Origin of the sequence: Klebsiella sp. 28 (genome assembly GCF_018223905.1) — a bacterium.
GTDB classification, from domain to species: domain Bacteria; phylum Pseudomonadota; class Gammaproteobacteria; order Enterobacterales; family Enterobacteriaceae; genus Klebsiella; species Klebsiella pneumoniae.
This window is the reverse complement of the sequence record NZ_JAGRQY010000051.1, coordinates 20965-42594: the sequence shown is the minus strand read 5'-3', so window position 1 is coordinate 42594 and position 21630 is coordinate 20965. Positions and strand designations below refer to the sequence as shown.

Here is a 21630-nt window from a genome sequence, read left to right as displayed (position 1 = left end):
TAGGGAACTGCCAGGCATCAAATTGCAGTAAGCCGGGGTGACAACCGGTGGTAATAAAGCGAAGAAATTCGGTGGAGCGGTAGTTCAGTCGGTTAGAATACCTGCCTGTCACGCAGGGGGTCGCGGGTTCGAGTCCCGTCCGTTCCGCCACTTATTTAACATTAAGCCTGCTCAAATAGCAGGCTTAGTGGTAAGAAAATTTTAGGGGCGTAGTTCAATTGGTAGAGCACCGGTCTCCAAAACCGGGTGTTGGGAGTTCGAGTCTCTCCGCCCCTGCCATTTATAAGAATCCTTTGCTCAGGCAAAGGATTTTTTTTATCTCTAATCTCCATTGGCAATATCCCCGACGAAAATACCTTGCTGATCTCCGTCCATGGAGAGTAGCGTTTATTCCAGAATAGGGTTTTTCAGGATCTCATGGATCTGCGCCTGCTTATCGCTATTTTGTAACCAGATCGCATAAAGTGGACGGGATAACGTAGCGCTGTCCATGACCGTATGTAACCCATGCTTCTCTTTCGCCCAGCGAACAGGTAGCCAACAGCAGCCGTTCAGGCGCGATAATTGCTGATAGATCAGTTCAGCTGAAGAGGTAGTGAGCAGCGGAACATCATCGCTTCCTATCAGTCCCACTTCGTTTTGCTGAAAATCAGGCCCCCATTCAAGGCGCAAGTAATTCAATTCATTTCTGTTTTTTGCAGGCGATGCGCAATACAGGGCAAGAGTAAAATTACCCAACAGCTGGCTGCTTAATTCATCCATCTTCGGCGATTCGGTGGTGATCAGCAGATCCAACTGGCGTTCGTGAAGCTGTTTAACCAACGACTGCCGCTGCGCGATACGGGCTTCAAACTGGAGATTGTAAGGTGCGCTGTAGAGGGTACCGAGCCAGCTGTTAAGCATACATTCCCACAGGGAGGCGCTGGCCCCAATGGAGAATTCATTATGTCGCGAAGAGTGTGCCACCTCCTTGCGCGCAGCCTGCCAGGTATTCATGAGCGTTTCGGCATAGGGGAGGAGCTTTTCGCCGGCAGTCGTCAGGCGGATGTTATTACGATGACGGGTGAACAGATTCACACCAAGTTGATTTTCCAGCTGACGAATACGAAAGCTGACTGCTGACTGTGTCAGGTAAAGCGCCTCTGCTGCTCGCCCAAAGTGACGAGTTCTACTCACTTCCAGGAAAGTCTTGAGCAATTCCGTATCCACACCGTTCTCCACAAAATTATTTGTCGTGATGATTTAAATGTTTTGTTTGACGCTCTGTCAAGCGTAACTAATACTCCGCGCCATAAATAGCTCGGCCAAAGAATCAGGAGCGTGTAGGATGGCGGAAAGCTTTACGACGACTAATCGTTTTTTCGACAATAAAAATTATCCACGCGGGTTCTCCCGTCACGGTGATTTCACCATCAAAGAGGCGCAACTGCTGGAACGTCATGGTTATGCCTTTAACGAACTGGAACTGGGTAAGCGCGAACCTGTTACCGAAGATGAAAAACAATTTGTCTCGGTGTGCCGTGGTGAACGTGAGCCGGTGACGGAAGCAGAACGCGTATGGATTAAGTATATGGCGCGTATCAAGCGGCCGAAGCGTTTCCATACTCTGTCCGGCGGCAAACCGCAGATGGAAGGCGCTGACGATTACACCGAAAGCGATGACTAAGAAAAAAGGGCGTAAGCCCTTTTTTTACGCCATCATTTTCTGCAGATGGTTGAGCATCCGATCTATTGCCCGATAGCTGAGCGCCTCCTGCAAATGACAGCGTTCAATCTCTTCAACCTCTGCCAGATCGGCAATGGTTCTCGCAACCTTTAACAGACGCTGCCAGGCGCGAATAGAAAGCCCCAGCTGCGTTAGCGTCTGTTCCAGCCAGACAGCATCCTCCCGCCTTAAGCGACAGCAGTTCTTCATTTCACGATTCTCAAGATGGGCATTGAGTTTATTTTGCCTGAGCATTTGTCGTTCACGCGCCGCCAGCACCCGCTGCCGGACCGTTGCGCTCGATTCTTCGCCCTGCGAGCCCTGACTCAGTATTCCTGGCGGTGGCAATGGGATCTCTAAGGAAAGATCGAAGCGGTCGAGGAAGGGGCCTGACAGGCGTCCAAGGTAGCGCAATGTCTGCTCCGGCGATGCACGATTATGTTTACCCTGATAATGTCCTGTCGGGCTTGGATTCATCGCTGCAATAAGCTGAAAGCGCGCCGGATAGTCAATTTTGGCGCGCGAGCGTGATATGTGGATCTTGCCTGACTCAATGGGTTCGCGTAGCGCATCCAGTACCCGCCGCTCAAACTCCGGCAGTTCATCAAGAAACAGCACGCCATTATGGGCCAGGGAAATCTCACCGGGGACCGGTATCGAGCCGCCGCCCACCATCGCTGCCAGCGAGGCGCTATGGTGGGGGGCGCGGAACGGCCTCTGACGCCACCGCGTCTTTGCGGTGTGGAGGTTGACCAGACTCTGTATGGCCGCGCTCTCCAGCGCTTCCTGATTGCTTAATGGCGGCAGGAGACCGGGGAGTCGGCTGGCTAGCATGGTTTTCCCGGTCCCGGGCGGGCCTATCAGGAGCAGGTTGTGACCACCGGCGGCCACAATCTCCAGCGCTCGTTTGCCCTGCTGCTGGCCGATAACATCGAGCAGATCTTCGTAGCGTTCATCCCGAGCAGGCGCCTCGGCGAGAGGCGGTGAAAGCGATGTCTGCCCCGCAAGAAATGCGCAAACCTCCTGCAGATGGTCGGCGACCAGACAATCGCTGCCGCCGATCAGGCCGACCTCCGCCGCATTGTCAGAGGAGACGACAATGCGCCGGCCGGCTTTGATGGCCTCCATTGCGCTGGGGATTGCCCCTGGAACGCCTCGTAACCCACCTGTAAGGGCGAGTTCGCCCACAAACTCATATTGATTCAGTCGCGTCGTGTTGAGCTGCTCTGAGGCAACGAGAAGCGCGAGAGCGATGGGCAGATCGTATCGTCCGCCTTCTTTGGGCAGATCCGCTGGCGCCAGGTTAATGGTTATCTTCTTCGCAGGAAAAGCGTAGCCGCTGTTGATCAGGGCGCTGCGGACCCGGTCGCGGGCCTCTTTCACGGTGGTTTCCGGCAGCCCGACCATAGTTAGACCAGGAAGACCGTTTCTGAGATGAACCTCAACGGTAATCAATGGCGCTTCGATACCGAGCGCCGCGCGAGTATAGACGATAGCGAGCGACATAAAACCTCCTGGACAGAGAAGAATTATGGTTGGCATGACGTAAAGCGAGAATGGAAAAAGTGCGAATTTAGAACTGCGTATCCATACTTTTCGCGGCATATCGTTACATTTAGCCGAAAATGGACGTTTGATCGCAAAACAGAGCTATGTTGGCAAAGAGGGCGCCGAAGAGCGCGGCAGGCGTGAGAAACCTGAATTTTTTTCATTTTTGATTTTTTTCATATAAAACAATTATTTTTATTGAAACCGTTAGGCTGATCAGCAACGAAGATATAAAAAAATCTTGTGCTTTATGTGATGTCTGTGGTAACTCTTTAGGTATTCCTTCGAACAAGAAGCCAGAAAGTATAAAAAATGACAGCCCTTCTACGAGTGATTAGCCTGGTCGTGATTAGCGTGGTGGTGATTATTATCCCACCGTGCGGGGCTGCACTTGGACGAGGAAAGGCTTAGAAATCAAGCCTTAACGAACTAAGACCCCCGCACCGAAAGGTCCGGGGGTTTTTTTATAACTGAAATAACCTAAGCGAGGAGCAGATGATGACTTTTAGCATAAAATTCTGTTTCTCCCGATTTATGACGGGGAACTAACTATGAATGGCGCGCAGTGGGTGGTACATGCTTTGCGGACACAGGGAGTCGACACAGTTTTTGGCTATCCGGGTGGCGCAATTATGCCGGTTTACGATGCACTGTATGACGGCGGCGTGGAGCACCTGCTGTGCCGGCATGAGCAAGGGGCAGCCATGGCGGCCATTGGTTATGCGCGAGCAACCGGTAAAACCGGGGTGTGTATCGCGACGTCCGGCCCGGGCGCGACCAATCTGATCACCGGCCTGGCGGACGCCCTGCTTGACTCTATTCCCATCGTAGCTATCACCGGCCAGGTGGCCGCACCCTTCATCGGCACGGATGCGTTCCAGGAAGTAGACGTTCTCGGTTTGTCACTGGCCTGTACTAAGCACAGTTTCCTTGTGCAGTCTCTGGACGAACTGCCGCGGGTTATTGCCGAGGCTTTCCAGGTGGCAAACTCAGGCCGTCCAGGTCCGGTGCTGGTTGATATCCCTAAGGATATTCAGATGGCGCAGGGCGACCTCGATCCCCATTTCTCTACCGTCGCCGATGAGATGGCATTTCCGCAGGCGGAAGTGGCGCAGGCTCTGCAGATGCTGGCCCAATCGCAGCAACCGATGCTGTATGTTGGCGGCGGGGTCGGCATGGCGCAGGCGGTACCGGCTTTGCGCGAATTCCTGGCGGTGACCAGGATGCCGGCAACCTGCACCCTGAAAGGGCTGGGCGTGGTGGATGCTGATTATCCCTATTATCTCGGCATGCTGGGAATGCACGGCACTAAGGCGGCCAACCTGGCGGTACAGGAGTGCGATCTGCTGATCGCCGTCGGCGCGCGTTTTGACGATCGCGTAACCGGTAAGCTCAATACCTTCGCACCGCATGCCAAAGTGATCCACATGGACATCGATCCGGCGGAGCTGAACAAGCTGCGTCAGGCGCATATCGGTCTGACAGGCGATCTGAACTGCCTGCTGCCGGCGCTGCAGCAGCCGTTAGCTATCGATGGCTGGCGCGAGCGGAGTGCCGCACTGCGTGCCGAGCATGCCTGGCGTTACGATCATCCCGGTGAGGCAATCTACGCGCCGCTGCTGCTGAAGCAGCTTTCCGACCGCAAGCCGGCGGACAGCGTGGTGACCACCGACGTTGGCCAGCACCAGATGTGGTCGGCTCAGCATATGACCTATACCCGCCCGGAAAACTTTATCACCTCCAGCGGCTTAGGCACCATGGGCTTTGGCCTGCCGGCCGCCGTTGGCGCCCAGGTGGCGCGCCCTAACGATACGGTGATCTGTATCTCCGGTGACGGCTCCTTCATGATGAATGTACAGGAGCTGGGCACCGTTAAACGCAAGCAGTTACCGCTGAAGATCGTGTTACTCGACAACCAGCGGTTAGGGATGGTTCGACAATGGCAGCAGCTGTTTTTCCAGGAACGTTATAGCGAAACCACTCTGACTGATAACCCTGATTTCCTCACGCTGGCCAGCGCCTTCGGTATTCCTGGCCAACACATCACCCGTAAAGACCAGGTTGAAGCGGCACTCGACACCATGCTTTCGAGCCAGGGGCCATACCTGCTTCATGTCTCAATCGACGAACTTGAGAATGTCTGGCCGTTGGTGCCGCCCGGCGCCAGTAACTCTGAAATGCTGGAGAAATTATCATGATGCAACATCAGGTCGCTTTACAGGCACGTTTCAACCCGGAAACCTTAGAGCGCGTGCTGCGCGTTGTCCGCCACCGGGGTTTCCACATCTGCGCAATGAACATGGAAACCGCGCCGGACGCACAGAACATAAATATCGAATTGACCGTTGCCAGCCCGCGGCCCGTCGAATTACTGTTTAGTCAATTAAGCAAACTGGTCGACGTTGCCTGCGTCGAGATCCAGCAACCCACATCACAACAAATCCGCGCCTGAGCGCAAAGGAAGAAAAATGACGACGAAAAAAGCTGATTACATTTGGTTCAATGGCGAGATGGTTCCGTGGGGCGAAGCGAAAGTTCATGTGATGTCCCATGCGCTGCACTACGGTACCTCGGTATTCGAGGGGATCCGTTGCTACGACTCGCACAAAGGCCCGGTGGTGTTCCGTCATCGCGAACATATGCAGCGTCTGCATGATTCAGCCAAAATTTATCGTTTCCCGGTCTCCCAGAGCGTCGACGAACTGATGGAAGCCTGCCGCGAAGTCATTCGAACCAATAATCTGACCAGCGCTTATATCCGTCCGCTGGTGTTTGTTGGCGATGTCGGCATGGGGGTAAACCCGCCTCCGGGTTATAACACTGACGTGATCATCGCGGCGTTCCCATGGGGAGCCTACCTCGGCGCAGAAGCGCTTGAGCAGGGGATCGATGCAATGGTCTCTTCCTGGAACCGCGCGGCGCCGAACACTATCCCGACGGCAGCGAAAGCCGGTGGTAATTATCTTTCCTCGCTGCTGGTTGGCAGTGAAGCGCGTCGCCATGGCTATCAGGAAGGTATCGCCCTCGATGTTAACGGCTATATCTCCGAAGGCGCAGGGGAAAACCTGTTTGAAGTGAAGGACGGTGTACTGTTCACCCCGCCGTTTACCTCTTCCGCGCTGCCGGGCATTACCCGCGACGCCATTATCAAGCTGGCGAAAGATCTTGGTATCGAAGTCCGCGAGCAGGTGTTGTCCCGTGAATCCCTGTATCTGGCGGATGAAGTCTTCATGTCCGGCACTGCGGCGGAAATCACCCCGGTACGCAGCGTGGACGGCATCCAGGTCGGCGCAGGCCGTCGCGGTCCGGTAACCAAACGCATTCAGGAAGCCTTCTTTGGCCTCTTCACCGGTGAAACAGAAGATAAATGGGGCTGGTTGGATCCGGTAAGTAAGTAATTAAAAATGGGACGGCACGCACCGTCCCATTTAATAAACACAGATGGGAGTAAAAAGAGCATGCCTAAGTACCGTTCCGCCACCACCACACATGGCCGCAATATGGCGGGCGCCCGCGCGTTGTGGCGCGCAACCGGAATGACCGATGCCGATTTCGGCAAACCGATTATCGCCGTCGTTAACTCCTTTACCCAGTTTGTCCCCGGGCACGTGCACCTGCGCGATCTCGGCAAACTGGTTGCCGAGCAGATTGAAGCCGCCGGTGGCGTGGCCAAAGAATTCAACACCATCGCAGTGGATGATGGGATCGCTATGGGCCACGGGGGTATGCTCTATTCACTGCCATCCCGCGAGCTGATCGCCGACTCGGTGGAGTATATGGTTAACGCCCACTGCGCTGATGCCATGGTTTGTATCTCCAACTGCGACAAAATCACCCCGGGGATGCTGATGGCCTCCCTGCGTTTGAATATTCCGGTGATCTTTGTTTCCGGCGGCCCGATGGAAGCCGGGAAGACCAAGCTGTCAGATAAAATCATCAAGCTTGACCTGGTGGATGCGATGATTCAGGGGGCGGATCCGAAAGTGTCCGACGAGCAGAGTAATCAGGTGGAACGCTCCGCCTGCCCGACCTGCGGCTCCTGTTCCGGGATGTTCACGGCGAACTCCATGAACTGCCTGACCGAAGCGCTGGGCCTGTCGCAGCCGGGCAACGGCTCTCTGCTGGCGACCCACGCCGATCGTAAGGAGCTGTTCCTAAACGCCGGGAAACGTATCGTGGAGCTGACCAAACGCTATTACGAGCAGGATGACGCTTCCGCGCTGCCGCGCAATATCGCCAGCAAGGCGGCCTTTGAGAACGCTATGACGCTGGATATCGCCATGGGCGGCTCCACCAATACCGTTCTGCACCTGCTGGCGGCGGCGCAGGAAGCTGAAATCGACTTCACCATGAGCGATATCGATAAGCTCTCCCGCAAAGTGCCGCAGCTGTGTAAGGTGGCGCCGAGCACGCAGAAATACCATATGGAAGATGTGCATCGCGCCGGCGGCGTGCTGGGCATTCTGGGCGAGCTGGACCGCGCCGGGCTGCTGAATCGCGAGGTCAAAAACGTCCTTGGCCTGACGCTGCCGCAGACCCTGGAACAGTACGATGTGATGGTGACCCAGGACGACGCGGTGAAAAAAATGTTCCGCGCCGGCCCGGCGGGCATCCGTACCACCCAGGCGTTCTCGCAAGACTGCCGCTGGGATACCCTGGATGACGATCGCGCCGAAGGCTGTATCCGTTCTCTGGAACACGCTTACAGCAAGGACGGCGGCCTGGCGGTGCTGTACGGCAATTTCGCAGAAAACGGTTGTATCGTGAAAACCGCCGGCGTGGACGATAGCATCCTGAAATTTACCGGTCCGGCGAAAGTATATGAGAGCCAGGACGATGCGGTTGAGGCCATCCTCGGCGGTAAAGTCGTGGAAGGCGACGTCGTGGTGATCCGCTACGAAGGGCCGAAAGGCGGGCCGGGGATGCAGGAAATGCTTTACCCCACCAGCTTCCTGAAGTCGATGGGGCTGGGCAAAGCGTGCGCGCTGATCACCGATGGCCGTTTCTCCGGCGGCACCTCAGGGCTCTCTATCGGTCACGTCTCTCCGGAAGCGGCGAGCGGCGGCAACATTGCGCTCATTGAAGATGGCGACATGATCGCGATTGATATTCCAAACCGCAGCATCCAGCTGCAGCTGAGCGATGCGGAAATTGCGGCGCGTCGTGAAGCCCAGGAAGCGCGTGGCGACCAGGCGTGGACGCCGAAGAATCGCCAGCGTCAGGTCTCCTTTGCCCTTCGCGCCTACGCCAGCCTGGCGACCAGCGCCGACAAAGGCGCGGTACGCGATAAATCCAAGCTGGGTGGCTAATCATGGCGGATTCACAACCCTTGTCCGGCGCCCCTGAGGGCGCCGAGTACCTGCGAGCAGTGCTGCGCGCGCCGGTTTATGAAGCGGTGCAGAAAACGCCGCTGCAAAAAATGGATAAGCTCTCGTCGCGGCTGGATAACGTTATTCTGGTGAAGCGTGAAGATCGCCAGCCGGTACACAGCTTTAAGCTGCGCGGCGCTTACGCGATGATGTCCAGCCTGACTGCCGAACAGAAATCCCACGGGGTGATCACCGCTTCGGCGGGCAACCATGCCCAGGGCGTGGCGTTTTCCGCATCGCGGCTGGGCGTTAAGGCGCTGATCGTGATGCCGGTAGCGACCGCCGATATCAAAGTCGATGCCGTTCGCGGCTTTGGCGGCGAAGTGCTGCTGCACGGCGCCAACTTTGACGAAGCGAAGGCGAGAGCGATTGAGCTGGCGCAACAGCAGGGTTTTACCTGGGTGCCGCCGTTCGATCACCCGATGGTCATCGCCGGACAGGGAACCCTGGCGCTGGAGCTGCTGCAGCAGGATGCCCATATTGACCGCGTATTCGTCCCGGTGGGCGGCGGCGGTCTGGCAGCGGGCGTGGCGGTGCTGATCAAGCAGCTGATGCCGCAGATCAAAGTGATCGCGGTGGAGGCGGAAGATTCTGCTTGCCTGAAGGCGGCGCTGGACGCAGGCCATCCGGTGGATCTGCCGCGCGTCGGCTTGTTTGCCGAAGGCGTGGCGGTCAAACGCATCGGCGATGAAACGTTCCGTTTATGCCAGGAGTATCTGGACGATATCATCACCGTCGATAGCGATGCTATCTGCGCGGCGATGAAGGATCTGTTCGAAGATGTGCGGGCGGTGGCGGAGCCTTCCGGCGCGCTGGCGCTGGCGGGGATGAAAAAGTATATCGCCCAGCATAACATCCGCGGCGAGCGTCTGGCTCATATTCTGTCCGGGGCCAACGTCAACTTCCACGGCCTGCGCTACGTGTCCGAGCGCTGCGAGCTCGGGGAACAGCGCGAAGCGCTGCTGGCGGTGACGATCCCGGAAGAGAAAGGTAGCTTTTTGAAGTTTTGCCAGCTACTGGGGGGCCGCTCGGTGACGGAGTTCAACTACCGCTTTGCCGATGCCAAAGACGCCTGTATTTTTGTCGGGGTACGCCTGAGTCGTGGCCTGGAAGAGCGGAAAGAGATCCTCCAGTTACTGAACGACGGCGGCTACAGCGTGGTGGATCTCTCTGATGATGAGATGGCTAAGCTGCATGTGCGCTATATGGTCGGCGGCCGGCCGTCAAAAGCGCTGCAGGAGCGGCTGTTCAGCTTCGAGTTTCCGGAATCGCCGGGGGCGCTGCTGAAATTCCTGCATACCCTTGGCACCCACTGGAATATTTCACTGTTCCACTACCGCAGCCACGGCACTGACTATGGTCGGGTACTGGCGGCCTTCGAGTTGGGCGAGCACGAGCCGGACTTTGAAACTCGTCTTAATGAGCTGGGCTATGAGTGCCACGACGAAACGCATAACCCGGCATTCCGCTTTTTCCTCGCGGGTTAGTGGTTGGGAAGAATTTTCCAGAAAGCATCAATAAGCGGCTCATGCAGCCGCTTTTTTTGTGCGCAAACGCCCAGCTCAAACGGCGTTTGCTCATCGCTGCGCTCCAGGATCATCACCCTGTTGCGTACCGGCTCCGGACTGTTCTCCAGCACCACTTCCGGCAGCAGCGCCACGCCGCATCCCAGGGCGACCATCGACACCATCGCTTCGTGCCCGCCGACGGTGGCGTAGATCGACGGATTGCTGATTTTATGCCGCCGAAACCACAGCTCGATGCGCCGACGTACCGGCCCCTGGTCGGCCATGATAAAGGGCACTGTCGACCAGTCGGGGCGCTCGACGGTCACCTGGTTGCGCACCGGGCAGGGAAGGGCCGGGGCAATTAACACCACGGCGAGGTTCTCCAGCATCGAAAACGCCACCGACCCTGGCAGAGTCTCCGGCTTACCGGCAATCGCCAGGTCGGCTTCGCCGGTGACGACCTTCTCCATAGCGTCGGCGGCGTCGCCGGTCGAGAGCTTGATCTCCACCGAGGGGTGCGCGGCGCGAAAGCGGTCGAGGATCGGCGGCAGATGGCTATAGGCGGCGGTGACAGAGCAGAAGATGTGCAGCTCGCCGGAGAGCGAAGGGCCCTGCTGATCGATGACGTGACGAAGCTGCTGATACTGCAATAAAGTCTGTTGGGCAAAGGTACGTAACTCTTCCCCGGCTTCGGTAAGGGTCACCGTGCGATTATCTCGCACGAACAGCGGCTGGCCGAGGTCCTCTTCCAGACGTTGGATCTGGCGCGAAAGCGTCGACGGGCTGACGTGCATGGCCCGCGCGCTGCGGCCAAAATGGCGGCTTTCCGCCAGATGCAGAAAGGTTTTCAGATCGCGTAAATCCACGGCGCGTACTCCCCGGTTTTGTATTTCATAAAATGCAACGTGACGTTGTGAATATATCAATTTCCGCAATAAAATTCCTGTCATATAGTAAGTTCATTCTCGCAAAAGCGAACCGAACAATAAGCACGACACAACATCACGGAGTTACAGACATGGCTAACTACTTTAATACACTGAACCTGCGCCAGCAGCTGGCACAGCTGGGCAAATGCCGCTTTATGGCGCGCGACGAATTCGCCGATGGCGCAAGCTACCTTCAGGGTAAAAAAGTGGTCATCGTCGGCTGCGGCGCGCAGGGTCTGAACCAGGGTCTGAACATGCGTGACTCCGGCCTGGATATCTCCTATGCGCTGCGTAAAGAAGCGATCGCTGAGAAGCGCGCCTCCTGGCGTAAAGCGACTGAAAACGGCTTCAAAGTCGGCACTTATGAAGAGCTGATCCCGCAGGCGGACCTGGTGATTAACCTGACGCCGGACAAACAGCACTCAGACGTTGTGCGCTCCGTACAGCCGCTGATGAAAGACGGCGCAGCGCTGGGTTACTCCCACGGCTTCAACATCGTGGAAGTGGGCGAGCAGATCCGTAAAGACATCACCGTGGTGATGGTGGCGCCGAAGTGCCCGGGCACCGAAGTGCGTGAAGAGTACAAACGCGGTTTCGGCGTACCGACGCTTATCGCGGTACACCCGGAAAACGACCCGAAAGGCGAAGGCATGGCGATTGCCAAAGCATGGGCGGCGGCGACAGGCGGCCACCGCGCGGGCGTGCTGGAATCTTCCTTCGTGGCGGAAGTGAAATCTGACCTGATGGGCGAGCAAACTATCCTTTGCGGCATGCTGCAGGCGGGTTCTCTGCTGTGCTTCGACAAGCTGGTGGCGGAAGGTACCGATCCGGCGTATGCAGAAAAACTGATTCAGTTCGGCTGGGAAACCATCACCGAAGCGCTGAAGCAGGGCGGCATCACCCTGATGATGGATCGCCTCTCCAACCCGGCGAAACTGCGCGCTTATGCGCTGTCCGAGCAGCTGAAAGAGATCATGGCGCCGCTGTTCCAGAAACACATGGACGACATTATCTCCGGCGAATTCTCCTCCGGCATGATGGCGGACTGGGCGAATGATGATAAGAAACTGCTGACCTGGCGTGAAGAGACCGGCAAAACCGCCTTCGAAACCGCGCCGCAATATGAAGGCAAAATCGGCGAGCAGGAGTACTTCGATAAAGGCGTTCTGATGATCGCGATGGTGAAAGCGGGCGTTGAGCTGGCCTTCGAAACCATGGTGGCCTCCGGCATCATCGAAGAGTCTGCTTACTACGAATCACTGCATGAGCTGCCGCTTATCGCCAACACCATCGCCCGTAAGCGTCTGTATGAGATGAACGTGGTTATTTCCGATACTGCTGAATATGGTAACTACCTGTTCTCTTACGCTTGCGTACCGCTGCTGAAAGAGTTCATGACCACCCTGCAGACCGGCGACCTGGGCACAGCGATTGCCGAAGGCGCGGTAGATAACGCGCAGCTGCGCGATGTGAACGAAGCGATTCGCAGCCACGCTATCGAGCAGGTTGGTAAGAAACTGCGCGGTTATATGACCGATATGAAGCGTATCGCGGTAGCCGGCTAATTCCTCGTCGTCTTTCGACTTGCCGATGCGTTGGCTACGGTACGTACACCCCAGCCACATAGTAATCTTTGTTCCTGGGGATGTACTTCCTTGCCGCCTTCCGGCAAGCCGAAATCCATAGAGGCATGGATTTGTTTAGTAGGCCTGATAAGCGAAGCGCCATCAGGCAAAAACCCGGAGATTAAGATCCCCGGGTTTTTTTATTATTTCCGGTACAGCACTTTGATGATGTGGTAGCCGAACTGGGTATGCAGCGGGCCGGTTGGCTCCAGTTCAGGGCAGGAGAAGACCACTTTATCGAAGGCCGGTACCATCTGGCCCTGGCGGAACTCACCCAGATCGCCACCGCGTTTGCCTGACGGACAAATGGAGTGTTTCTTTGCCAGCTTGCCGAAATCGGCGCCGTTTTTGAGCTGCTCGAGCAGATCGAGCGCCAGTTTCTCTTCTTTTACCAGGATATGCAGTGCTGCCGCGGTTTTAGCCATGATTGCGCCTTGAGTGAGTTGGGATAAATCAGGGCGCCATAGTATCACGCGCTAGCGGCGATACAGCACCTTGATGATGTGGTAGCCGAATTTGGTTTTCACCGGGCCATAGGGTTTGAGCAGCGGACAGCTGAAGACGGCTTGATCAAACGGACCGACCATCGCGCCTTGCTGAAACTCGCCTAAGTCGCCGCCGTTGCGGCCAGACGGACATTTAGAATAGCGTTTCGCCAGATGATCGAAGCTGACGCCCCGCTCCAGTTTGGCGAGGATCTCCAGCGCCAGTTTCTCTTCTTTGACCAGGATATGCAGGGCCGCTGCGCTTTTTGCCATGACATCATTCTCAGGATGGTTTGCGTGGCTGACACTTTACCATCAGTCAGTAAATCTCGGCTCCGCTTTCTGCTACAATCCCCACCCCGTTCGAAGATTGAGCAAGACTCCCATGCGTTTAAACCCTGGCCAACAACAAGCCGTCGAATTCGTCACCGGACCGTGCCTGGTGCTGGCGGGCGCCGGTTCCGGTAAGACCCGCGTTATTACGAATAAAATCGCCCACCTGATCCGCGGCTGCGGCTATCAGGCGCGCCATATCGCGGCCGTGACCTTTACCAACAAAGCCGCGCGCGAGATGAAAGAGCGCGTTGGGCAAACGCTGGGGCGCAAAGAGGCGCGTGGCCTGATGATTTCCACCTTCCACACTTTGGGGCTGGATATCATTAAGCGCGAATACGCTGCGCTGGGTATGAAGTCTAACTTTTCCTTATTCGACGATACCGACCAGGTGGCGCTGCTTAAGGAACTGACCGAAGGGTTGATCGAAGATGACAAAGTGGTGCTTCAGCAGCTGATCTCGACGATCTCCAACTGGAAAAACGATCTAAAAACCCCGGCGCAGGCCGCCGCTGGCGCGAAAGGCGAACGGGATCGTATTTTCGCCCACTGCTATGGGCTATACGACGCGCACATGAAGGCCTGCAATGTCCTCGATTTTGACGATCTGATCCTGCTGCCAACGCTGCTGCTGCAGCGCAACGAGGAGGTGCGCGAGCGCTGGCAAAATAAGATCCGCTACCTGCTGGTGGATGAGTATCAGGATACCAATACCAGCCAGTATGAGCTGGTGAAACTGCTGGTGGGTCAGCGGGCGCGCTTTACCGTGGTGGGCGATGACGACCAGTCGATCTACTCCTGGCGCGGCGCGCGGCCGCAGAACCTGGTGCTGCTCAGCCAGGACTTCCCGGCGCTGCAGGTGATCAAGCTTGAGCAGAACTACCGCTCATCCGGGCGTATTCTGAAAGCCGCCAACATTTTGATCGCCAATAACCCTCACGTCTTTGAAAAGCGGCTGTTCTCCGAACTGGGATATGGCGCGGAGCTGAAAGTGCTCTCCGCCAACAATGAAGATCATGAAGCGGAGCGCGTGGCCGGGGAGCTGATCGCCCACCACTTCATTAATAAAACCAATTACAAAGACTACGCGATCCTTTATCGCGGCAATCACCAGTCGCGGGTCTTTGAAAAGATGCTGATGCAGAACCGCATCCCGTACAAAATCTCCGGCGGCACGTCGTTCTTTTCGCGTCCGGAAATTAAAGATCTGCTGGCCTATCTGCGCGTGCTGACCAACCCGGACGACGACAGCGCCTTCCTGCGTATCGTCAACACGCCGAAGCGCGAGATCGGCCCGGCGACGCTGCAAAAGCTCGGTGAGTGGGCGATGGGCCGCAACAAAGGATTGTTCACCGCCAGCTTTGATATGGGTCTCAGCCAGACGCTGACCGGGCGCGGCTATGAATCCCTCACCCGCTTCACCCACTGGCTACGCGAGATCCAGCAGCTGGCCGAACGAGAGCCGGTCAACGCCGTGCGCGATTTGATTCGCGGGATCGACTACGAATCCTGGCTGTATGAAACCTCGCCCAGCCCGAAAGCCGCGGAAATGCGCATGAAAAACGTCAACCAGCTGTTTACCTGGATGACCGAGATGCTGGAAGGCAGCGAAATCGATGAGCCGATGACCCTGACCCAGGTGGTCACCCGCTTTACCCTGCGCGACATGATGGAGCGCGGCGAATCGGATGAAGAGCTGGATCAGGTGCAGCTGATGACTCTCCATGCGTCAAAGGGGCTGGAGTTCCCCTACGTCTATCTGGTGGGAATGGAAGAGGGATTGCTGCCGCACCAAAGCAGCATTGATGAAGATAACGTCGATGAAGAGCGCCGCCTGGCCTACGTTGGCATCACCCGTGCGCAGAAAGAGCTGACCTTTACGCTCTGTAAGGAGCGCCGGCAATATGGCGAGCTGGTGCGTCCTGAACCGAGTCGTTTTCTGCTGGAGCTCCCTCAGGACGACCTTATCTGGGAGCAGGCACGCAAAACCATTACGCCTGAAGAGCGGATGCAAAAAGGCCAGGCCAACGTCGCTAATATTCGGGCGATGCTGGCAAAGGCGAAAAAAGCTTAGCGTCTCAGGCGATAAACTGCTGCCAGGCGGCGGAGAAGGGCATCACCAGTATTAGCGAGGGCAGCATATTGGCGGTAGGGAAGGCACGGATCCCGCACAGACGGAAACCGGTCGCCAGCATAATGATGCCGCCGCAGGCGGTGAAGTCGGCGATCATCGACGGATTGATTAACGCCATGATAAAGGTTGCCGCGAAAAACAGGATAACGAAAACAATTAGCTGGGGAATAAAGATCACGGTGATGATATACCCCAGCGTGGAGGCGAAAATCGCGGCAGTAAAAAAGTCGAGGATCGACTTGGTCAGCAGAATGGTCGGGTCGCCGGTCATCCCTTCGGTTAAGGCGCCGAAGATGCCGGTACCGCTGGCGCAGAACAGGATCAGCACGGCGATAAACTGATTCATAAAATCTTCCGCACCGACGCTGGCGCTGGACTGCGCCGGAAAGATACGTTCAATGGGGCTGCGCAGCGTTGTTCCGGCTCGTTCAATCCATTTTTCAATATTCAACAAGCCGCCGATAATCGTGCCGACAATAATAGCCAGGGCAATCGGCGGCAGGTTATGTAATTTATTGACAAAGAATATGCCCATACTGATTGAGATCAGTCCGGCGATCAACGGTAAGGTTTTTTTGAAATGTTCCGGAATAAAACGATTCAGTGAAGCGCCCGCCAGCGCACCAACGAGAAGCGAGCCGCTACAGACAAATATACCTATAGCCATAATTTATTTTCCCTAATAAAAATCAGGGCCTGAATATACAGGCCCTGAAATATTTAAATTAATTATTTAATGTTAAATACGCGGCTGGCATTACCCCAGGCGATTTTCTCTTTCAGGCCTGCTTCAAGTTCTAAAGGATCAAACCAGTCGCAGGCCTGATGAATATCTTCATACGGATAATCGACAGAGAACATCACGCGATCGGCGCCCATGACTTCAATAGCATTATTCAGTGAATGGGTATTGAAATGGCCGCTGGTGGTAACGATGAAGTTATTCTGCAGGTAGTGCATTAACGGTTTTTCCGCTTTACCCAGACCGCAGCCGAAACGCTGACGATAGAGACGATGTTGAGTGCGCGGCAGCATATGTACCAGCCCTTCGCCGAGGTGACCCAGCACCAGATTGAGGTTAGGATAACGATCGAACAGACCGCTCATCATCAGACGAATAGCATGCACTGCCGTTTCCTGAGCGAAGCCCCAGGCAGAGCCGATCAGGCTTTCGTAACCGGTATAGATGCCACGCGCCGGGCCTTCCAGCGGTTCACGAGGATGCAGATAGACAGGCACGTTCAGCTCGTTGACCTTATCCCAGAATACCAGCATGGATTCGTCATCAAGATACAGGCCATGCTCGCTATCTTTAACGTTGGTGTAGCCGTTGATCAGCGCACCTTTCATGCCTAACTTTTTCACGGCGCGCTCCAGCTCTTCCGCCGCGGCTTCCGGGTTCTGCAATGCCAGGGTGGCGAAGGCGCTGAATTTGTCCGGATTTGGCTTAACATAATTCTCAACGATAAAATCGTTGGTATCGCGGGCAAAAGAGACGGCTTTGGCTTTATCTAAAATAGACTGGGCGCCAGGTGAAGTCAGAGAAAGAATTACATGATCAATATGACGCTGCGCCATTTCTTCCAGCTGAATGCTGCGATCCAGCAGGCGGCGTTCAACATCTTTCATATATTCTGTGCCGTTACGACCTGCTTCACCAGATGAATCCCACAGACGGTTATTTTCAGGAGTGGATACGTGTTCTTCTAAAGCAATTTTTCCGCGCATGATATTTTCCTTGCGATATGAGTCAGTGTGGCTTGATGCGAGGAGAATAAAAGCTTTGACGTATTACCAGCAATAAACCAAACGTAATAGGGGTTATTAATAAAACCAATACACGGGCGTAATTTGTTACTTAGATTTTAATAGAAGTACTCTGCTGTGCGGGATCGGCAAGCGTAGCGATCAGCGAGCGTAGCCAGATATGTCCGGGATCGCGGTGCAGCCGCTGATGCCAGACCTGACGGATGGCGATTTTGGCGAGGGGAAAAGGCAGCGGCCAGCTGCGGCAGGGATAGCGCCGGGTGATATGCCGCGCCACCTGTTCCGGGACGACGGCAATCATATCGCTTTCGGCCACCAGCTCACCGGTACCTAAAAAGCTTGGTAACGTTAGCGCAATGCGCCGGGGCATGTGGTGCTCATCAAGCAGCTTATCCATATCGCCATGGGCAGTTCCCTCCACGCGGATCGCCAGATGCTTTTCCTGGCGCCAGTCTTCGGCGCGGAGCTGTGCGCGAATGCGAGGATGGTTTTCCGCAGCCAGGCAGACATATGATTGATCGAAGAGATGTTGCTGGTAGACGCTTTCCGGAAGCTGCGTCAGATAGCCGATCGCGAGATCGCATTTCCCGGATTCGAGGGCGTTGAGGGTCTGCTCATCCAGATTCTGCACCGTAAAGGTGATCCCGTCCGCCGCCTGCTGCTGGAGCGCAATTTGCAATAAAGGCAGCAGCGTCATTTGGCTGATATCGGTCATACCGATCGTAAAATTACGCTGGCTCTGCTGGGGAAGAAATTCAGGTTTGACCGCTAAATCGTTATCGGCAAGCTGGAGAAGAGTCGAGATGGTGGGGGCGATCGCGTCCGCTCGCGGCGTCGGGATCATCCGCTGCCCGACCCGGACAAACAGCGGGTCAGCAAAATGATCTCGTAGTTTTTTCAGCAAAAGGCTGCCGGTGGGCTGGCTGATATCGAGCGCGTCCGCTGCTGGGGAAACATTGCCCAAGCGGTAGAGCGCAGAGAAAAAGCGTAGCGATTTGAAATCCAGTTCTTCCCGCATCCGCCCTCCTGGCTGGATATTATTTCAGCGTATCGCCGCTGGCGACCCGAAGTATCCAGTGGACGTAGCTTTGCCACTGACACTCCTGATCGACCATCTCCCGACCCAGCGGATGTTCATCCAGCCAGTTTCCCGGCAATATCAGCGTCAGTTGTTCGTCTTGAGCGGTCAGCTGAATGGCGGGCAACAGATCGTCGCGCCGCCGGCTGGCAAACAGGATTGCCAGTCGCAGCAGACGACACAGATGCTCAGCCACCCGCGGTGGGACGGCATTCTGTTGATGAAGCGAAGAGAGGTCGATAGCGTTAGTCTGGTTAAGGAGCAGCGTGGCAATCAGCTTCTTCTGCGCCGGGGTAAAGCCCGGCAGGTCGAGGTTATTGACCAGATAGGCGGCGTGCTGCGGCGCGCGCTTAAAATCCACGCTCAGCCCAATCTCATGCAGCGCACAGGCGCTAAGGAGTAAATCACGGCTTAGCGGATCCAGCTCCCAGCTGCCATCCAACTGACTGAGCAGATGACTGGCAAGGCCGCCGACGCGCTGGGCCTGTTCGGTGTCGATCATAAAACGACGCTGAATATTACGCAGCGTGCGGCTGCGGATGTCCTGCTCAACGGAGAGATGCAGCATGCCGTACACCAGGCCTTCGCGTAACGCGCCGCCCGCGAGGGTCATACACTGAATATTCAGTTCGCTGAAGATAGCGATCAGGATCGCCAGCCCGCTAGGAAACACCAGCGCCCGCTCAAGGGTTAAGCCTTCGATCTCCAGCTCTTCCAGACGTCCGCACTGGATAGCGCGCTGTTTAAGCTGCTGGAGTTTGGCGAGGGTGATTCGTTCATCCATCCCCTGCGCCATCATAATTTCCTGCAGAGCCTGAACGGTGCCGGAGGCGCCAACGCACACTTTCCATCCGTGATAGCGCAGCACATCGGCGACGGGCAGTAGCACCTCGCGCGCAGCCGCTTCGGCGAGATCGAAATTCTCTTTCGTCAGACTACGGTCGGCAAAATAGCGTTCAAGCCAGGTGACACAGCCCATCGACAGGCTAAACAGCGAGGTTGTTTGTGCGCCGGTCCCGGTCACCAGCTCGGTGCTGGCGCCGCCGATATCGACCACCAGGCGCTGATCGGCGCCGCCGGTGGTATGGGCGACACCCTGGTAAATCAGGCGCGCTTCTTCTTCGCCGCTGATCACTTGCACTGGAGTGCCGAGGATCTCCTGCGCTTTCGCCAGAAACTCCCCCGCATTGACGGCAAGACGCAGCGTGGCGGTGGCCACGACGCGGATTTGCGTCGGCGGAATATCCTGCAGGCGCTCGGCAAACAGGCGTAAGCACTGCCAGCCCCGTTCCATCGCTTCTGCGGAGAGGGTGTTGTCGCTATTCAGGCCGGCGGCCAGTCGAACCTTACGCTTAATGCGGCTCAGCGTCTGGATGCTGCCCGCCACCTCGCGCACCACCAACATATGGAAACTATTGGAGCCCAAATCAATGGCGGCATATAGCGAGGTGGAGCTCATACTCTTCATCGTTCAGAAGGCTCCCTGGTCGGCGGGGCGCTTAGGCCCGATCCACATCACTGAGCGGGTTGCCAGTGGAAGGTCGCCCTGGCAGATTCTGAATGACTGAGCGTATGGCATAGATCTCTTAACCTGAACGACGACGATTGCGCGGTGGACCGTTACGGCGCGGGCCGTTGCCTGGGCGCGCACGGGTCAGACGCAGCGGCTTAGGCAGGTCGGTCATCAGCGCGTCCGGGTTGTACTTACTGACCGGAATTGAGTGACCAATATAGGTTTCGATCGCCGGCAGATTCAGCGCATACTCTTCGCAGGCGAGGCTAATGGAGTGACCGCTGGCGCCAGCGCGACCGGTACGGCCGATGCGGTGAACGTAATCTTCGCAGTCGTCCGGCAGATCGTAGTTAAAGACGTGAGTCACGGCCGGAATATGTAAGCCACGGGCGGCAACATCGGTCGCGACCAGAATATCGAGGTCGCCACGGGTAAATTCTTCGAGAATACGCAGACGCTTTTTCTGCGCCACGTCGCCGGTCAGCAGACCTACGCGATGGCCGTCGGCGGCGAGATGCCCCCAGATATCTTCGCAACGATGCTTGGTATTGGCGAAGACGATGGCGCGATCGGGCCACTCTTCTTCCAGCAGCGTCTGCAGCAGGCGCATTTTTTCTTCGTTGGACGGGTAGAAGAGCTCTTCTTTAATACGGTGGCCCGTTTTCTGTTCCGGCTCGACTTCAACGTACTCGGCGTTATTCATTTGTTCGAACGCCAGTTCGCGGACGCGATAAGAAAGGGTCGCGGAGAACAGCATGTTCAGGCGCTGAGTGGCCGGCGGCATGCGGCGGAACAGCCAGCGGATATCTTTAATAAAGCCGAGATCGTACATGCGATCGGCTTCGTCCAGCACGACAACCTGAATGGCGCCGAGGTTAATGTGGTTCTGCTTCGCGTAATCGATCAGACGACCAGTGGTACCGATCAGAATATCGACGCCGCTTTCCAGCACTTTCAGCTGCTTATCGTAGCCGTCGCCGCCGTAAGCCAGACCCAGCTTCAGACCGGTGGCCTGCGCCAGTGGCTCAGCGTCGGCGTGGATCTGTACCGCCAGTTCACGCGTCGGCGCCATAATCAGCGCGCGCGGTTGGTTAACCTGGCGATCGGCGATAGCCGGGTGAGAGAGAAGATAATGAAACGTTGACGTCAGGAACGCCATCGTTTTACCGGTACCGGTTTGCGCCTGCCCGGCGACATCGCGGCCTTCCAGCGTCAGCGGAAGGGCGAGGGCCTGAATGGGTGTGCAATTATGAAACCCTTTCTTTTCAAGGGCTTCAATGACTGCCGGGTGCAGGGCGAAGTCGGAAAACTTCTGTTCTGTTAAATGTGTTTTGCTCATAGTGTGGTAGAATATCAGCTAACTATTGCATTAAGAAAGCGTATCCGGTGAAATAACGTCAACCTTTCGTTGGCGGTGTACGAAATTATTCAAGGTACGTCTACGGTAACTGAACGAATCCAGGATAGCTTAGACTACTAAGCGAGTCGGGAGCGATAAATCTGCAGCATGCAGTTCGCGTTCGGGCACCCTGGCGTCAACAGGCGAGTCCATGATGGATTGCGCCAGTTGGCAGGCCAGAGAATTGAGGTATCCTGAAGAATAGCGTGCATAACGTAGCCGCAGCGCGTCGTTGAT

The 21630-nt window shown here is 56.2% G+C and carries 20 protein-coding genes and 2 tRNA genes; 12 read left to right on the top strand and 10 right to left on the bottom strand.

Going from position 1 to position 21630, the window contains the following annotated elements; all coding sequences use genetic code 11:
• Positions 1–73 precede the first annotated feature (73 nt).
• Positions 74–150: transfer RNA gene (locus KHQ28_RS09745), tRNA-Asp, on the top strand.
• A 53-nt stretch (positions 151–203) separates the two neighbouring features.
• Positions 204–279, top strand: a tRNA-Trp gene (locus tag KHQ28_RS09740).
• Between the two features lie 108 nt (positions 280–387).
• Here KHQ28_RS09740 and hdfR read toward each other — a convergent pair.
• A complete protein-coding gene (hdfR, locus tag KHQ28_RS09735; protein ID WP_004181639.1) occupies positions 388–1209 on the bottom strand; it encodes an HTH-type transcriptional regulator HdfR in 822 nt (273 codons plus the stop codon).
• A 118-nt stretch (positions 1210–1327) separates the two neighbouring features.
• On the opposite strand from hdfR, the gene KHQ28_RS09730 reads away from it, so the two are divergent.
• Positions 1328–1666 (top strand): DUF413 domain-containing protein, encoded by a 339-nt coding sequence (locus tag KHQ28_RS09730; protein WP_004146520.1) that lies wholly within the window; start codon positions 1328–1330, stop codon positions 1664–1666.
• Between the two features lie 24 nt (positions 1667–1690).
• Here KHQ28_RS09730 and KHQ28_RS09725 read toward each other — a convergent pair whose 3' ends face one another.
• Complete coding sequence (locus tag KHQ28_RS09725) at positions 1691–3211, bottom strand: YifB family Mg chelatase-like AAA ATPase (RefSeq protein ID WP_032418226.1); 1521 nt, start codon at positions 3209–3211, stop codon at positions 1691–1693.
• Between the two features lie 354 nt (positions 3212–3565).
• Between KHQ28_RS09725 and ilvL the strand changes: the two genes are divergently transcribed.
• The 7 genes from ilvL (at position 3566) to ilvA (ending at position 10109) form a co-directional block, all read left to right on the top strand.
• Entirely contained in the window at positions 3566–3664 is a 99-nt protein-coding gene (gene ilvL, locus KHQ28_RS09720; protein ID WP_001311244.1) for an ilv operon leader peptide, read from the top strand.
• A gap of 84 nt (positions 3665–3748) precedes the next feature.
• Positions 3749–3802 carry a peptide IlvX gene (gene ilvX, locus KHQ28_RS29685; RefSeq protein WP_201281575.1) on the top strand — a complete coding sequence of 18 codons (54 nt, stop codon included), beginning with the start codon at positions 3749–3751 and terminating at the stop codon, positions 3800–3802.
• Positions 3803–3804: 2 nt separating this feature from the next.
• Positions 3805–5451: an acetolactate synthase 2 catalytic subunit gene (gene ilvG / locus KHQ28_RS09710; RefSeq protein ID WP_002883142.1), complete on the top strand. Its 1647-nt coding sequence runs from the start codon at positions 3805–3807 to the stop codon at positions 5449–5451.
• Positions 5448–5705 (top strand): acetolactate synthase 2 small subunit, encoded by a 258-nt coding sequence (ilvM, locus tag KHQ28_RS09705; protein ID WP_002883170.1) that lies wholly within the window; start codon positions 5448–5450, stop codon positions 5703–5705. Before ilvG ends, ilvM begins: the two co-directional genes overlap by 4 nt.
• A gap of 16 nt (positions 5706–5721) precedes the next feature.
• On the top strand, positions 5722–6651 hold the full coding sequence (gene ilvE / locus KHQ28_RS09700; protein ID WP_002883171.1) for a branched-chain-amino-acid transaminase: 930 nt from the start codon (positions 5722–5724) through the stop codon (positions 6649–6651).
• Between the two features lie 60 nt (positions 6652–6711).
• Positions 6712–8562: a dihydroxy-acid dehydratase gene (ilvD, locus tag KHQ28_RS09695; RefSeq protein ID WP_002883173.1), complete on the top strand. Its 1851-nt coding sequence runs from the start codon at positions 6712–6714 to the stop codon at positions 8560–8562.
• Between the two features lie 2 nt (positions 8563–8564).
• On the top strand, positions 8565–10109 hold the full coding sequence (ilvA, locus tag KHQ28_RS09690; protein ID WP_002883174.1) for a threonine ammonia-lyase, biosynthetic: 1545 nt from the start codon (positions 8565–8567) through the stop codon (positions 10107–10109).
• Here the strand turns inward: ilvA and ilvY are convergent.
• Positions 10106–10996, bottom strand: coding sequence for an HTH-type transcriptional activator IlvY (gene ilvY, locus KHQ28_RS09685; protein ID WP_002883176.1), 891 nt, complete (start codon positions 10994–10996; stop codon positions 10106–10108). The two genes, ilvA and ilvY, sit on opposite strands and share 4 nt — an antisense overlap.
• A 152-nt stretch (positions 10997–11148) precedes the next feature.
• On the opposite strand from ilvY, the gene ilvC reads away from it, so the two are divergent.
• A complete protein-coding gene (ilvC, locus tag KHQ28_RS09680) occupies positions 11149–12624 on the top strand; it encodes a ketol-acid reductoisomerase (protein WP_032418225.1) in 1476 nt (491 codons plus the stop codon).
• 203 nt (positions 12625–12827) lie between these two features.
• On the opposite strand, the gene ppiC (KHQ28_RS09675) is transcribed toward ilvC, so the two are convergent.
• On the bottom strand, positions 12828–13109 hold the full coding sequence (ppiC, locus tag KHQ28_RS09675) for a peptidylprolyl isomerase PpiC (RefSeq protein WP_002883180.1): 282 nt from the start codon (positions 13107–13109) through the stop codon (positions 12828–12830).
• A 51-nt stretch (positions 13110–13160) separates the two neighbouring features.
• Positions 13161–13442 (bottom strand): peptidylprolyl isomerase PpiC, encoded by a 282-nt coding sequence (gene ppiC / locus KHQ28_RS09670; RefSeq protein ID WP_002883181.1) that lies wholly within the window; start codon positions 13440–13442, stop codon positions 13161–13163.
• Positions 13443–13554: 112 nt separating this feature from the next.
• Here ppiC (KHQ28_RS09670) and rep point away from each other — a divergent pair, with 112 nt between their 5' ends.
• On the top strand, positions 13555–15576 hold the full coding sequence (rep, locus tag KHQ28_RS09665; RefSeq protein WP_004181641.1) for a DNA helicase Rep: 2022 nt from the start codon (positions 13555–13557) through the stop codon (positions 15574–15576).
• 4 nt (positions 15577–15580) lie between these two features.
• On the opposite strand, the gene KHQ28_RS09660 is transcribed toward rep, so the two are convergent.
• The 5 genes from KHQ28_RS09660 to rhlB form a co-directional block, all read right to left on the bottom strand.
• On the bottom strand, positions 15581–16303 hold the full coding sequence (locus tag KHQ28_RS09660; RefSeq protein ID WP_002883185.1) for a DUF554 domain-containing protein: 723 nt from the start codon (positions 16301–16303) through the stop codon (positions 15581–15583).
• Positions 16304–16365: 62 nt separating this feature from the next.
• Positions 16366–17364 carry an amidohydrolase family protein gene (locus KHQ28_RS09655; protein WP_004181642.1) on the bottom strand — a complete coding sequence of 333 codons (999 nt, stop codon included), beginning with the start codon at positions 17362–17364 and terminating at the stop codon, positions 16366–16368.
• 130 nt (positions 17365–17494) lie between these two features.
• Entirely contained in the window at positions 17495–18421 is a 927-nt protein-coding gene (locus KHQ28_RS09650) for a LysR family transcriptional regulator (protein WP_002883211.1), read from the bottom strand.
• 19 nt (positions 18422–18440) lie between these two features.
• Positions 18441–19949 carry a guanosine-5'-triphosphate,3'-diphosphate diphosphatase gene (gene gppA / locus KHQ28_RS09645; RefSeq protein ID WP_004150419.1) on the bottom strand — a complete coding sequence of 503 codons (1509 nt, stop codon included), beginning with the start codon at positions 19947–19949 and terminating at the stop codon, positions 18441–18443.
• A gap of 118 nt (positions 19950–20067) precedes the next feature.
• A complete protein-coding gene (gene rhlB / locus KHQ28_RS09640) occupies positions 20068–21333 on the bottom strand; it encodes an ATP-dependent RNA helicase RhlB (protein WP_002883222.1) in 1266 nt (421 codons plus the stop codon).
• Positions 21334–21630: the final 297 nt, after the last annotated feature.